This is a genomic window from Streptomyces sp. BK340 (genome assembly GCF_007827595.1).
In the GTDB taxonomy this organism is placed as follows: Bacteria; Actinomycetota; Actinomycetes; order Streptomycetales; family Streptomycetaceae; genus Streptomyces.
Genome location: NZ_VISR01000015.1, coordinates 224,940 through 238,626 on the forward strand (window position 1 = coordinate 224,940; position 13,687 = coordinate 238,626).

The following is a 13,687-nucleotide window of genomic DNA, read 5'->3' on the forward strand; positions in this document are numbered from 1 at the left end:
AAGCCCACAGTGAGCCCCTAACCTGTCCTCTCGCTCAACTTGACGTGCGACAAAGGGAAACGGTTGCTCGCAGATCTCTAACGGGTGGATCACGGTCCTGCCGCCACCCGGCGTAAACCCGACACGCCGGGCGGTCCGCAGCCCTATCCGTCAGACTCCCCGCGAATCAGCGCGAGCACGCCGTCCAGTTCGTCAGGTTTCACAAGAACGTCACGCGCCTTGGAGCCCTCACTGGGGCCGACGATGTTCCGGGACTCCATCAGGTCCATGAGCCGCCCGGCCTTGGCGAAGCCGACGCGCAGCTTGCGCTGGAGCATGGACGTCGACCCGAACTGGGTGGAGACGACCAGCTCCGCCGCCTGGCACAGCAGGTCGAGGTCGTCGCCGATGTCCTCGTCGATCTCCTTCTTCTGCTTGGTGCCCACGGTGACGTCGTCCCGGAACACCGGCGCCATCTGGTCCTTGCAGTGCTGCACGACGAGCGCGACCTCGGCCTCGGTCACGAACGCGCCCTGCATACGGGTCGGCTTGTTCGCGCCCATCGGCAGGAACAGGCCGTCGCCCTTGCCGATCAGCTTCTCGGCGCCGGGCTGGTCGAGGATGACCCGGGAGTCGGCGAGCGAGGAGGTGGCGAACGCCAGCCGGGAGGGCACGTTGGCCTTGATCAGGCCGGTGACCACGTCGACCGACGGGCGCTGGGTGGCGAGCACCAGGTGGATGCCGGCCGCACGCGCGAGCTGCGTGATGCGCACGATGGCGTCCTCGACGTCCCGCGGCGCGACCATCATCAGGTCGGCCAGCTCGTCCACGATCACCAGCAGGTACGGGTACGGCTGCAGCTCCCGCTCGCTGCCCTCGGGCAGCTTCACCTTGCCGTCGCGGATGGCCTTGTTGAAGTCGTCGATGTGCCGGAAGCCGAACGCGGCCAGGTCGTCGTAGCGCAGGTCCATCTCGCGTACGACCCACTGCAGCGCCTCGGCGGCCCGCTTGGGGTTGGTGATGATCGGCGTGATCAGGTGCGGGATGCCCTCGTAGGCGGTCAGCTCGACGCGCTTGGGGTCGACCAGGATCATCCGGACGTCGTCCGGGGTCGCCCGCATCATGACCGAGGTGATCAGGCAGTTGATGCACGAGGACTTGCCGGAACCGGTCGCACCGGCGACGAGCATGTGCGGCATCTTCGCCAGCGAGTGCATCACGTACCCGCCCTCGACGTCCTTGCCGAAGGCGACCAGCATCGGGTCGTCGTCCTCGGCGGACTCCGCGAGGCGCAGCACGTCGCCGAGGTTGACCATCTCCCGGTCGGTGTTCGGGATCTCGATGCCGACCGCGGACTTGCCCGGGATGGGGCTGATGATCCGCACGTCCGGACTGGCCACGGCGTACGCGATGTTCTTGGTCAGCGCGGTGATCCGCTCCACCTTCACGGCGGGGCCGAGCTGAACCTCGTAGCGGGTGACCGTCGGGCCACGGGTGAACCCGGTGACGTCGGCGTCCACCTTGAACTCGGAGAAGACGTTGCGCAGGGAGCCGACGATCGCGTCGTTCGCCTCGCTGCGGACCTTGCCGGGGCCTCCACGGGTGAGGAGGTCGAGCGACGGCAGCGAGTAGGTGATGTCCCCGGAGAGCCGGAGCTGCTCCGCGCGCGCGGGCAGGTCACGGGACTCCTCGGGGGCCGCCTTCGTGAGGTCGGGGACGCTCGCGACCTTCAGCTTCTCCTGCTTGGGGCGCGCGGCGGGCGCGGGAACCGGGGCCGGCGTGGGCTCCGGCGACGGAGCGGGAACCGGTGTGGTCTCCTCACGGTCGCCCACGCTCACCCCCTGGGTGAGGTCGGCGACGAGCGCGGACGGCGGCATGCCGTGCAGGACGGCACCGTCTAGGGCGGCAGCGGCGGCCGCGGCGACGTCCACCGCGTCCATCTGGCGCTGCAGATCGGGCTGGGGCACCGCGGAGCGCCTGGGGCGGCCGCGGCGCTGCGAGAGGGCCTCCTCCTCGGCGCCGTCGGGGTCGTACGCCTCGGGGACGCTCCGGCGCCTTCGGGGGCGTGCGGGCAGATCCTCGCGCCACTGCTCCTCGTACCGCGTGTCGTCCTCGGAGGGCTCGTACTCCTCCGGGTCGGGCAGCAGGCCCAGGCGCACGCCGAGCGCGCGCAGCCGCTGCGGGATGGCGTTGACCGGGGTGGCGGTGACCACCAGCAGCCCGAAGATCGTCAGCAGCACCAGCAGCGGTACGGCGAGCACCTCGCTCATGGTGTACGTCAGCGGGGTCGCCGCCGCCCAGCCGATGAGGCCGCCGGCGTCCCTTATGGCCTGCATGCCGTCGCCGCGGGCGGGCGAGCCGCAGGCGATGTGGACCTGGCCGAGCACGCCGATGACGAGCGCGGACAGGCCGATGACGATCCGCCCGTTGGCCTCCGGCTTCTCCGGGTGCCGGATGAACCGTACGGCGATCACCGCGAGCAGTATCGGCACCAGCAGGTCGAGCCGGCCGAAGGCACCGGTGACCAGGATCTCCACCAGGTCGCCGACGGGACCGCGCAGATCGGCCCACGTACCGGCGGCGACGATCAGCGCGACGCCGAAGAGCAGCAGTGCGACACCGTCCTTGCGGTGGGCCGGGTCGAGGTTCTTCGCGCCCTGCCCTATGCCCCGGAAGACGGCGCCGACCGCGTGCGCGAGACCGAGCCAGACGGCGCGCACGAGCCGGTACACGCCCCCCGTGGGATTCGGTGCCGGCTTCGGAGGCGCGGCCTTCTTCGCCGGAGCCTTCTTGGCGGGCGCCTTCTTGGCCGGGGCCTTCTTCGCTGCGGCCTTCCTCGCCGGAGCCTTCGCGGGAGCGGCCGCCTTCTTCGCGGGCTGCTTCTTGGCTGCGGAGGGACGTGAGGCCATGGGTGTGAGGTTACCGGGGGAGACGACAGTGGACACGCGTGCCCACTGCTTCACCCGTTCGTGTCGCCCTTGCCGGGGCGCGGAACTGACGCACGCTCATGGGCAACTGCGCCCCCGGCGAGTGTCAGTTCTGCGTCGGCACCGACGCGGTACCGCTGCCCGCACCGGGCTCCAGCGCGTCGAGCGCACGGCGCAGCCCGGTGAGTTTGCGTTCCAGATGCGCGGCCGTGGCCACCGCTGCCGCGTCCGCCGACTCGTCGTCCAGCTGCTTCGACAGCGCCTCGGCCTGCTCCTCGACGGCCGCGAGCCGCGCCGACAGCTCGGCGAGCAGCCCGGCCGACTCCTTGCCGCCGACCGCGCCCTTGCCGCCGCCCTCCAACTGGAGCCGCAGCAGCGCCGCCTGCTCGCGCAGCTGGCAGTTCTTCATGTACAGCTCGACGAAGACCGACACCTTCGCGCGCAGCACCCACGGGTCGAACGGCTTCGAGATGTAGTCGACCGCGCCCGCCGCGTAGCCCCGGAAGGTGTGGTGGGGACCGTGGTTGATCGCGGTGAGGAAGATGATCGGGATGTCCCGGGTCCGCTCCCGCCGCTTGATGTGCGCCGCGGTCTCGAAACCGTCCATGCCCGGCATCTGGACATCCAGCAGAATGACCGCGAAGTCGTCCGTGAGCAGTGCTTTGAGCGCTTCCTCCCCGGACGATGCCCGCACCAGCGTCTGATCGAGCGCAGAGAGGATGGCCTCCAGCGCCAGCAGATTCTCCGGCCGGTCATCGACCAGGAGGATCTTGGCCTTCTGCACCATGGCCCGCCCTCCTCGCCCCGGCGGTACACCGGGCGCCGCCCCAGGGGACGACTCCCTTTCGCCGCCCGTCCTTGTGCCGGTCATCGTAGCCGCACCCCGCCCGTCGCCACACCCTGTCACCGCGATGTCACTGTGCACGCAACGGAAACGCCGCGAGAGACCGGAAAGTTCCCGGAATCCGGGATTCCCGCACGCCCCCGGACCCTTCGGAACGACAACTCCGAGTGCACTCCCAAGGTTCCCCCAGCGTTCACATCCGCGCCGGTCACCCCGTCACTCCTCACGCATCCACTGCCGCATGACCGCCAGCAGATGGTCCGGATCGACCGGCTTCGTCACGTAGTCGGAGGCACCCGACTCGATCGCCTTCTCCCGGTCGCCCTTCATCGCCTTCGCGGTCAGCGCGATGATCGGCAGCCCCGCGAACTGCGGCATCCTGCGGATCGCCGTGGTCGTCGCGTATCCGTCCATCTCGGGCATCATGATGTCCATCAGCACGACCGCCACGTCGTCGTGCTGCTCCAGCACCTCGATGCCCTCGCGTCCGTTCTCGGCGTACAGCACCGACAGCCCGTGCTGCTCCAGGACGCTGGTGAGCGCGAACACGTTGCGGATGTCGTCGTCGACGATCAGCACCTTCTCACCGCCGAACCGTACCGCTCGGTCCGGCTGCGGCGCGCTCTCCTGCTCGCCGACCGTCGCCCACCGCTCGGGGCGGTACTCGACCGGCGGCAGGCTCCGGCGGCGGCGCCGGAAGAGCGCGGCGGCGCCGTTCTGCGTCTCCTGGTACGACTTCACCTCCGCCGGCGTCTCGATCTCCACGGCGGACAGCTCGGACGACAGCCCGGCCGCGGAGGCGACCAGCTCGCCCGCCTCCAGCGGGGTCACGGACTGCTGGTAGCCCTGCGGCGGCAGTTCGCTCGGGTGCAGCGGCAGGTACAGCGTGAACGTCGAGCCGCGGCCGGGCTCGCTCTGCGCGTAAATCTCACCGCCGAGCAGCTGTGCGATCTCCCGCGAGATGGACAGGCCGAGGCCCGTGCCGCCGTACTTGCGGCTGGTCGTGCCGTCCGCCTGCTTGAACGCCTCGAAGATCACCCGCATCTTGCTCGCCGCGATACCGATGCCGGTGTCGGTCACCGAGAACGCGATCAGCGGCGCGTCCGGATCGCTGAGCGAGCCGGTCTCCAGCAACTGCTCACGAATGACCTGCGGGACACCGGAACCGGCGGGCCGGATCACCAGCTCGACCGACCCGGAGTCGGTGAACTTCACCGCGTTCGACAGCAGGTTCCGCAGCACCTGCAGCAGCCGCTGCTCGTCGGTGTGCAGGGTCGCGGGCAGCTCCGGGGAGACCCGCACGGACAGGTCCAGGCCCTTCTCCGCGGTCAACGGCCGGAAAGTGGCCTCCACGTAGTCCACGAGCTGGACGAGCGCGATACGCGTCGGGGAGACGTCCATCTTGCCCGCCTCGACCTTCGACAGGTCGAGGATGTCGTTGATCAGCTGGAGCAGGTCGGATCCCGCGCCGTGGATGGTCTCGGCGAACTCCACCTGCTTCGGCGTGAGGTTGGTGTCCGCGTTGTCGGCGAGCAGCTTGGCCAGGATCAGCAGCGAGTTGAGCGGCGTACGCAGCTCGTGCGACATGTTGGCGAGGAACTCGCTCTTGTAGCGCATCGACACCGCGAGCTGTTCGGCACGCTCCTCCAGAACCTGCCGGGCCTCCTCGATCTCGGTGTTCTTCACCTCGATGTCCCGGTTCTGCCGGGCCAGCAGCTCGGCCTTCTCCTCCAGTTCGGCGTTGGAGGCCTGCAGCGCCTTCTGCCGGTTCTCCAACTCCGCCGACCGCTCACGGAGTTGCTCGGTCAGCTCCTGCGACTGCTTCAGCAGCAGCTCGGTCTTGGTGTTGACCGAGATGGTGTTGACGCTGGTCGCGATCATCTCGGCGATCTGGTTGAGGAAGTCCCTCTGGATCTGCGTGAACGGCGTGAAGGACGCCAGCTCGATCACACCGAGCACCTTGCCCTCGAAGAGGACCGGCAACACGATCACCTGCGCGGGCGGGGCCTCGCCGAGCCCGGAGGAGATCTTCAGATAGCCGCTCGGCGCGTTCTCGACCAGGATCGTGCGCTTCTCCTTGGCGGCCGTGCCGATCAGCGCCTCACCGGGCCGGAACGACGTCGGCATGGAGCCCATCGAGTAGCCGTACGAGCCGAGCATCCGCAGCTCGTAGCGGTCCTCGGCGTCGACGCTGAGGTCCTGGCCGTCCATCAGCGGCATCGTCAGGAAGAACGCGCCGTGCTGCGCGGAGACCACCGGCGTCAGCTCGCTCATGATGAGCGAAGCCACGTCCGCCAGGTCCCGGCGGCCCTGCATCAGCGCGGAGATGCGGGCGAGGTTGCCCTTGAGCCAGTCCTGCTCCTTGTTGGCGATCGTGGTGTCGCGCAGGTTGGCGATCATCTTGTTGATGTAGTCCTGCAGCTCCTGGATCTCGCCGGACGCGTCGACGTCGATCTTCAGGTTCAGGTCACCGCGGGTCACCGCGGTCGCCACGCGCGCGATGGCGCGCACCTGCCGGGTCAGGTTCCCGGCCATCTCGTTCACCGACTCGGTGAGGTCCCGCCAGGTGCCGTCGACGTCACGCACCCGTGCCTGGCCGCCGAGCTGCCCCTCGGTGCCCACCTCGCGGGCCACCCGGGTGACCTCCTCGGCGAAGCTGGACAGCTGGTCGACCATCGTGTTGATCGTCGTCTTGAGTTCGAGGATCTCACCGCGCGCGTCGATGTCGATCTTCTTCGTCAGGTCACCCTTGGCGATGGCCGTGGTCACCATGGCGATGTTGCGCACCTGGCCGGTCAGGTTGGACGCCATCTGGTTCACGGACTCGGTGAGGTCCTTCCACGTGCCGGCCACACCCGGAACGTGCGCCTGACCGCCCAGGATGCCGTCCGTGCCCACCTCACGGGCCACCTTGGTGACCTGGTCGGCGAACGAACTCAGCGTCTTCACCATCGTGTTGAAGGTGTCGGCGAGCTGCGCCACCTCACCGCTCGCCTCGATCGTCACCTGACGCGTCAGGTCACCGTTGGCGACGGCCGCGGCGACCTGGGAGATGTTCCGCACCTGCATGGTCAGGTTGTTGGCCATCAGGTTGACGTTGTTGCTCAGGTCCTTCCAGATGCCCGTGACACCCGGAACGTGCGCCTGGCCGCCCAGGATGCCCTCGGTGCCCACCTCACGAGCCACCCGGGTCACCTGCTCGGCAAAGCTGGACAGCTGGTCGACCATCGTGTTGACGGTCGTGACGAGCTCGAGGATCTCGCCCTTCGCGTCAACGGTGATCTTCTTGGACAGGTCGCCCTTGGCGACCGCCGTCGTCACCTCGGCGATGTTGCGCACCTGGATGGTCAGGTTGTTCGCCATGAAGTTCACGGACTGCGTGAGGTCCTTCCAGGTGCCGGAGACTCCCTGGACCTCGGCCTGACCGCCGAGGATGCCCTCCGTACCCACCTCACGGGCCACCCGGGTGACCTCCTGGGCGAACGACGACAGCTGGTCGACCATCGTGTTCAGCGTGTTCTTCAGCTCCAGGATCTCCCCGCGCGCGTCCACGGTGATCTTCTGGGAGAGGTCACCGCGGGCCACGGCCGTGGCCACCTGGGCGATGTTGCGCACCTGGGCGGTGAGGTTTCCGGCCATGCCGTTCACGGAGTCGGTGAGGTCCCGCCACACACCGGCCACACCCGGCACCTGCGCCTGACCGCCGAGCCGGCCCTCGGTACCCACGTCCCGGGCGACCCGGGTCACCTGGTCCGCGAAGGCGGAGAGCTGGTCGACCATCGTGTTGATGGTGTTCTTCAGCTCGAGGATCTCCCCGCGCGCGTCGACGTCGATCTTCTGCGAGAGGTCACCGTTGGCCACCGCCGTCGTCACCTGGGCGATGTTGCGCACCTGCGACGTCAGGTTTCCGGCCATGAAGTTGACGGAGTCCGTCAGCTCCTTCCAGGTGCCCGAGACACCGTCGACCCTGGCCTGACCGCCCAGCCGGCCCTCCGTACCCACGTCCCGGGCCATCCGCGTGACCTGGTCCGCGAACGAGGACAGCTGGTCCACCATCGTGTTCACGGTGTTCTTCAGCTGGAGCATCTCGCCGGAGACGTCGACGGTGACCTTCTGCGACAGGTCACCGTTGGCCACCGCCGTCGTGACCTGGGCGATGTTGCGCACCTGACCGGTCAGGTTGCGGAACGCCGTGTTGACGGAGTCCGTCAGGTCCTTCCACGTACCGGCCGCACCCGACACCTGCGCCTGGCCGCCCAGTTCACCCTCGACGCCGATCTCCCGCGCGACCCGGGTCACCTCGGAACCGAACGCCGACAGCTGGTCCACCATGCCGTTGACGGTGTTCTTCAGCTCCAGCATCTCGCCGGCCACGTCGACGGTGACCTTCTGCGACAGGTCACCACTGGCCACGGCGGTCGTCACCGCGGCGATGTCCCTCACCTGTGTGGTCAGATTCCGGAACACCGTGTTGACGGAGTCCGTCAGGTCCTTCCAGGTGCCGGCAGCGCCCGGCACGTTCGCCTGCCCGCCGAGTCGGCCCTCCCCACCGACCTCGTTGGCCACACGCGTGACCTCGTCCGCGAAGATCCGCAGAGTCTCCGTCATCTGGTTGATCGTCTCGGCGAGCTGCGCGACCTCGCCGCGCGCCGGAACCGTCACCTTCTGCGACAGGTCACCGTTCGCGACCGCCGTCGTGACCTGGGAGATCCCCCGCACCTGTGCGGTCAGGTTGCCCGCCATCGTGTTGACGGAGTCGGTCAGCTCCTTCCACACGCCGGCCACCCCGGGCACCTGCGCCTGGCCGCCCAGGATGCCCTCGGTGCCCACCTCGCGGGCCACCCGGGTCACCTCGGAGGAGAAGGAGGACAGCTGCTCCACCATCGTGTTGACGGTGTTCTTCAGCTCCAGCATCTCGCCGGCGACATGCACGGTGACCTTGCGTGACAGATCGCCCCGCGCGACCGCCGTCGTCACCAGGGCGATGTCGCGCACCTGAGCGGTGAGGCGGTTCGCCATCGTGTTGACGGACTCGGTCAGGTCCTTCCATGAACCGGACATACCACGCACCCGGGCCTGGCCGCCGAGCTTGCCCTCGGTGCCGACCTCGCTGGCCACGCGCGTGACCTCGTCGGTGAACGTCGACAACTGGTCGACCAGGTTGTTGACGGTACGGCCGACCTTCAGGAACTCGCCCCGCAGCGGATGCCCGGTTCCGTCGGGCGCCTGGGTGCGCAGGTCCATCCGCGGCGACAGATCACCCTCGGCGACCGCCGTCAGGACCCGGCTGACCTCCGAGACGGGCCAGACGAGATCGTCGACCAGCGCGTTGGAGTTGTCGATCGCGGCCGCCCAGGAGCCCTCGCAGGCACCTGTTTCCAGCCGTTCCGTGAGTTTTCCCTCACGCCCGACCATGCGCCGCACCCGTGACAGCTCACCGGTCAGATGCAGATTCCGGTCCGCGACCTCGTTGAAGACCGCGGCGATCTCCGACATCACGCCGTCGCCGGACACCGTGAGCCGCTTGCGGAAGTTGCCGTCGCGCATCGACACGAGGGCCACCAGCAGCCGGTTCAGGGCAGCCGTGTCCACGGCGGTGGTGCCGCCGTTCCTGCCCAGGGACGGTCCGCCCTTCGCGCGCGCCTTCGTGCCCCGCGTCCCTGCGCCAGACTCCACTGTGTCCCTCCCGAAGGGGTAGACCATCACTGCCGTGCTCACCGCGTCGGCCCGGCCGGGCCGATCACCCGGCTCACCGAATACTTCCGCGCATTCGTTACTGCTCGGTATTTCTGCCAGACGAGATCCGGCCACACCAGAGGCTGCTGCCCTCCGTACACGGAACACACGCAGCATGACCGGACCTTCATCAGAAGCTTGCCCAGTGTTTCACCCCGGCCGAACCAGGCCATAACAGTTCGGCAGCTTCGCACATCGTCCGCACACCCTGGGGGCGTAAACACCGGCGACCGGCATCCGCTCGGAGGGCGAAGGTAAGTAACCTTGCATGCGGCTGTCCAGCCACACCGGTCCGACCGGCCTGGGCGGTGGCACGAGCACGAGCGGGCATCGGAGGGGCGGCCGCAGACCATGACCACCGGACTGATCCCCGGGGGACATACCCCGGAGCCACGGCCGACGGGCGAACGGATGCCGCAGCAGCGGCGCGAGCCGGCCGGCCACGCTGCCCTGCACGTCGACAACCGGCCGAGGAGTTCTGTGATCACCGCGCGCGCGGCCGCCAGTTTCGAACCCGTCGGGCGATCCGTCGCGACCGCCCGGTCCTTCGTCCGAGACACCCTCCAGGGCTGGGGCTTCGCCGACGTCGTCGACGACGCGGTGGTCCTCACCAGCGAACTGGTGACCAACGCGGTGGTGCACGCGGGCACACACGCGGATGTGCTGTGCCTGCGCACCGAGGACGGCGTGCGCATCGAGGTCTCGGACCGCTACCCGGAGCGCGAGGTCCCGCTGCAGGCCTCGCCGGCCTCCATGGGCAGCCCCGACCGCGAGGGCGGCCGCGGCCTGCAGCTGTGCGCGGCCCTGGCGGCCCGCTGGGGCGTGGACTACACGCCCACCCACAAGAACGTCTGGTTCCATCTCGATCTGCCCGAGCGTCCGGTCGGCACCCGCGCCGCCGGCCCCTCCCTCCCCGCCGACCTCCTCCCGCTCGCCGACGGCCGGGTGCGCGTCGCGGTCCTCCAGATCGACCGGAAGGGCTCCATCAGCAGCTGGAACGAGGACGCGGAGGAGCTGTTCGGCTACCCGGCCCCCGAGGTCATCGGCAAGCCCCTCACCGACCTCGCCGCCTGGCCGCACACCCCGGGCACCGGCACCGGCATCGCCGAAGCGCTCCAGCTCTCACGCTGGGAGGGCAGTTACGGCGTCCGCGGCTCCGACGGCCGCGTGGCCCCGGTCTACGCCTCCCACCTCAGGGTCCGCGACACCGGCGGCGAACCCTCCACCGTGTGCCTCCTGGTACGGGACCACGAACGCGCCGTCCTGCAGACGCCGTTGCGCGGCCCCGCCACCGACCAGACAGCAGGCTCCGACGGCCAGAGCACCGACCCCTTCGAGGTGTTCATCGGCTCCCCCGCCCCGGACGACCTCGACGGCCTCCTGCAACGCACGGTGGAGCGCGCCCGCGACATGCTCGACGGCGACTCCGCGTTCCTGCTGCTGGCAACCGACGACGAGACCGAGCTGGAGGTCCGGGCCTCCACCGGCCTGCCCTCCGCCCGCCAGCGCTTCGCCCGCGTCCCGGTCGAGGCCGGCCCCGGCCGGTACGGCTCCGCGCGCATGCCCGCCGTCCACGACGACCTCACCGCCGTACCCGGAGCCGTACCGCTGCTGTCCGGTACCGGCATGCGCTCGGTCGTCACGGTCCCGCTGAAGGTCGAGGGCCGCCTCACGGGCTCCCTCGGCGTGGCGGCCGAGGCACCCGGCCGGTACTCCAACGAGGAGGCGCTGCGCCTGCAGTTCGCCGCCGACCGCATCGCCCTGGCCGTCGAGTCGGCCCGCCTCGGCGAGCTGGAGCGGCTGCGCCGAGGTTCCCTGAGCTTCCTGGTCGAGGCCTCCGACCTGCTGGCAGGTACTCTGGACCGCGACCAGACCCTGGCCCTGATGGCCCAGATGACGGTCCCGACGCTGGCCACCTGGTGCGCCGTCTACACGATCGCCGACCAGGCCTCCGAGCCGTACCTGTCGTACGTGCTGCACGAGGACGAAGAGCTCATCGACGGCATCAAGTCGCTGCTGTCGAAGGTTCCCGCGCCCGACCCGGTACCCACGCCCGGCGCCCGGGTCTGGACCGCTCCCGGCGAGGTCGCCCACCAGGCGGCCCTGCGCTCCTCGATGCGCAGTCTCGGCCTGTCCGGCGGCCCCACCCGCCAGGTCTCCTCGGGCATCGGCCCGACGCTCGCGACGGCCTCCGCCGTCGGCGGCGAGACGGTCGTCCTGCCGCTCGTCGCCCGCAACCGCGTCATCGGCATGCTGACGCTGGGCAAGCCCACCGACGAGCACTTCCGCCAGGAGATCCTCGAACTGGCCGAGGACCTGAGCCGCCGGGCCGCGCTCGCCCTGGACAACGCCCGCCTGTACTCGGAGCGCACGGCCATCAGCCAGTCCCTCCAGCGCAGCCTGCTCCCGCCCGGCCTGCCGCAGATCGACGGCGTCGAGGTCGAGGTCATCTACCGCGCGGCCGGCGAGGGCAACGAGGTCGGCGGCGACTTCTACGACCTCTTCCCGATCGGCAACGGCGCCTACGGATTCGCCATCGGCGACGTCTGCGGTACGGGCCCGAACGCGGCGGCGGTCACGGGCCTGGCCCGGCACGCACTGCGCCTGCTGGCCCGCGAGGGCCTGTCCGGCCCGGCAGTTCTCGAGCGCCTGAACTCCGCGATCCTCGACGAGGGCGACCGCAGCCGATTCCTGACCCTGCTGTACGGCGAGTTGCGGCCGCAGGAGGACGGCAGCGCCGAGCTGAAGGTGGTCTGCGCCGGCCACCCGCTCCCGCTGCGGCTGCGCCAGGACGGCACCGTGACGGCTGCGGCCGAGCCCCAGCCGCTGCTCGGCGTCATCGAGGACCTGGAGCTGTACGAGGAGACGGTCACCCTCGACCCCGGCGACGTCCTCCTCTGTGTCACGGACGGCGTCACCGAACGCCGCGAGGGCACGCGCATGCTGGGCGACGACGGCCTCGCCGACGTCCTCACCACCTGCACGGGCCTCACGGCGGGCGCGGTCGCGGCACGCATCATGCGTGCCGTGGAACGCTTCGCGTCCGATGCCCCGTCCGACGACATGGCGATTCTGGCGATGCGGGTCCCGGGGCTTCACAAGGACTGAAGCCCCCGGGCCCGCCCGGGCGTCCGTAGAAACGACAAAGGCCCCGCCCGATAGGGCGAGGCCTTCATTGCTGAGCCCCCAAACGGAATCGAACCGTTGACCTTCTCCTTACCATGGAGACGCTCTGCCGACTGAGCTATGGGGGCCTTGTCTTTTCCGAGGTTTCCCTCGCGGCGACAAGAAAAGAGTACCCCGAACAGGCCCGTTTCCCAAATTCGTTCGGTGCCCGTTCAGAAGGCGGGCTGGAGCAAACCGCCAAGGGCGTTGCAGGCAGAGACGATCCGCTGCATCTCACGCTTCGTCAGGGAGGCGTCCACGGGCAGCGCAAGTGTTTCGTCCGCTGCCCGCTCGGTCTCGGGCAGCGCCACGCAGCGCCGGAACTCGGGCAGCCGGTGCACGGGCGTCTTCACGGGAACGCGGCACTCAACTCCCCTGGCCCGCAGGGCCCGGGCGAAGGCATCGCGGTCCGGCCGGCCATTGCCCGGCACCCGCACCACGTACTGCTGGTAGGTGTGGCAGTCACCCCCGTCCGGGGTGCTCACGCCCTTCAACTTGGCGTCGAGATAGGCGGCCCGCTCCCGGCGCTGCGCCATCTCGTCGTACGGCGCCTCGGACTCACCCTGTTCCAGCACGAGCAGTCCGTGCCGCTGTCCGACCTCGTGCAGCCGCGTGACGTCCGCACGCCGGCCGAACCGGTGGACCACAACGACCGTGACGGTACGAGGAGTTACGGCCGCTTCCACGGCCGACGGGTCGAGACAGTAGGTGATCGGATCTATGTCGGCGAACACCGGAAGTGCACCCGCCAGGGTCACGGCCTCGGCCACTTCGACGTTCCCGAAGGCCGGTACGACGACCTCGTCACCGACTCCGACGCCGGCGGCCCTGAGCATTGCAGCAGTACCCATGTGCTGGATGTTCCGCGCGCAACGTGAACGACACGTTAAGGAGAACGTAAAAAGGTCGGACCCTGAACCGAAGTTCAGGGTCCGACCTTTTCAAAATTTGTTCGGCGGCGTCCTACTCTCCCACAGGGTCCCCCCTGCAGTACCATCGGCGCTGTGAGGCTTAGCTTCCGGGTTCGGAATGTAAC

The 13,687-nt window shown here is 69.3% G+C and carries 5 protein-coding genes, 1 tRNA gene and 1 rRNA gene; 1 reads left to right on the top strand and 6 read right to left on the bottom strand.

The features are described 5' to 3' along the window. Positions 1 to 143: 143 nt before the first annotated feature. The 3 genes from FB157_RS25755 to FB157_RS25765 form a co-directional block, all read right to left on the bottom strand. A complete protein-coding gene (locus FB157_RS25755) occupies positions 144 to 2,888 on the bottom strand; it encodes a DNA translocase FtsK (protein WP_186581677.1) in 2,745 nt (914 codons plus the stop codon). A 124-nt stretch (positions 2,889 to 3,012) separates the two neighbouring features. Further along, positions 3,013 to 3,693 carry a two-component system response regulator gene (locus FB157_RS25760; RefSeq protein WP_145883018.1) on the bottom strand — a complete coding sequence of 227 codons (681 nt, stop codon included), beginning with the start codon at positions 3,691 to 3,693 and terminating at the stop codon, positions 3,013 to 3,015. A 273-nt stretch (positions 3,694 to 3,966) separates the two neighbouring features. Next, the gene (locus tag FB157_RS25765; RefSeq protein WP_145883019.1) at positions 3,967 to 9,426 is read right to left on the bottom strand and encodes a HAMP domain-containing protein; all 5,460 of its coding nucleotides are present in this window, start codon (positions 9,424 to 9,426) and stop codon (positions 3,967 to 3,969) included. A 411-nt stretch (positions 9,427 to 9,837) separates the two neighbouring features. Between FB157_RS25765 and FB157_RS25775 the strand changes: the two genes are divergently transcribed. After that, on the top strand, positions 9,838 to 12,594 hold the full coding sequence (locus FB157_RS25775; RefSeq protein WP_145883021.1) for a SpoIIE family protein phosphatase: 2,757 nt from the start codon (positions 9,838 to 9,840) through the stop codon (positions 12,592 to 12,594). A gap of 73 nt (positions 12,595 to 12,667) precedes the next feature. Here FB157_RS25775 and FB157_RS25780 read toward each other — a convergent pair. From FB157_RS25780 to rrf, 3 genes are all read right to left on the bottom strand, one after another. Continuing rightward, positions 12,668 to 12,740 (bottom strand) — tRNA-Thr (locus FB157_RS25780). 84 nt (positions 12,741 to 12,824) lie between these two features. Then, a complete protein-coding gene (locus FB157_RS25785) occupies positions 12,825 to 13,487 on the bottom strand; it encodes a DegT/DnrJ/EryC1/StrS family aminotransferase (RefSeq protein WP_145883033.1) in 663 nt (220 codons plus the stop codon). Positions 13,488 to 13,601: 114 nt separating this feature from the next. Beyond that, a 5S ribosomal RNA gene (gene rrf, locus FB157_RS25790) occupies positions 13,602 to 13,687 on the bottom strand; the annotation flags it as partial.

Excerpts from the sequence above, each read along its gene's own strand:
- FB157_RS25755 (WP_186581677.1), bottom strand. The coding sequence starts at position 2,888 with ATGGCCTCACGTCCCTCCGCAGCCAAGAAGCAGCCCGCGAAGAAGGCG.
- FB157_RS25760 (WP_145883018.1), bottom strand. The coding sequence starts at position 3,693 with ATGGTGCAGAAGGCCAAGATCCTCCTGGTCGATGACCGGCCGGAGAAT.
- FB157_RS25775 (WP_145883021.1), top strand. The coding sequence starts at position 9,838 with ATGACCACCGGACTGATCCCCGGGGGACATACCCCGGAGCCACGGCCG.
- FB157_RS25785 (WP_145883033.1), bottom strand. The coding sequence starts at position 13,487 with ATGCTCAGGGCCGCCGGCGTCGGAGTCGGTGACGAGGTCGTCGTACCG.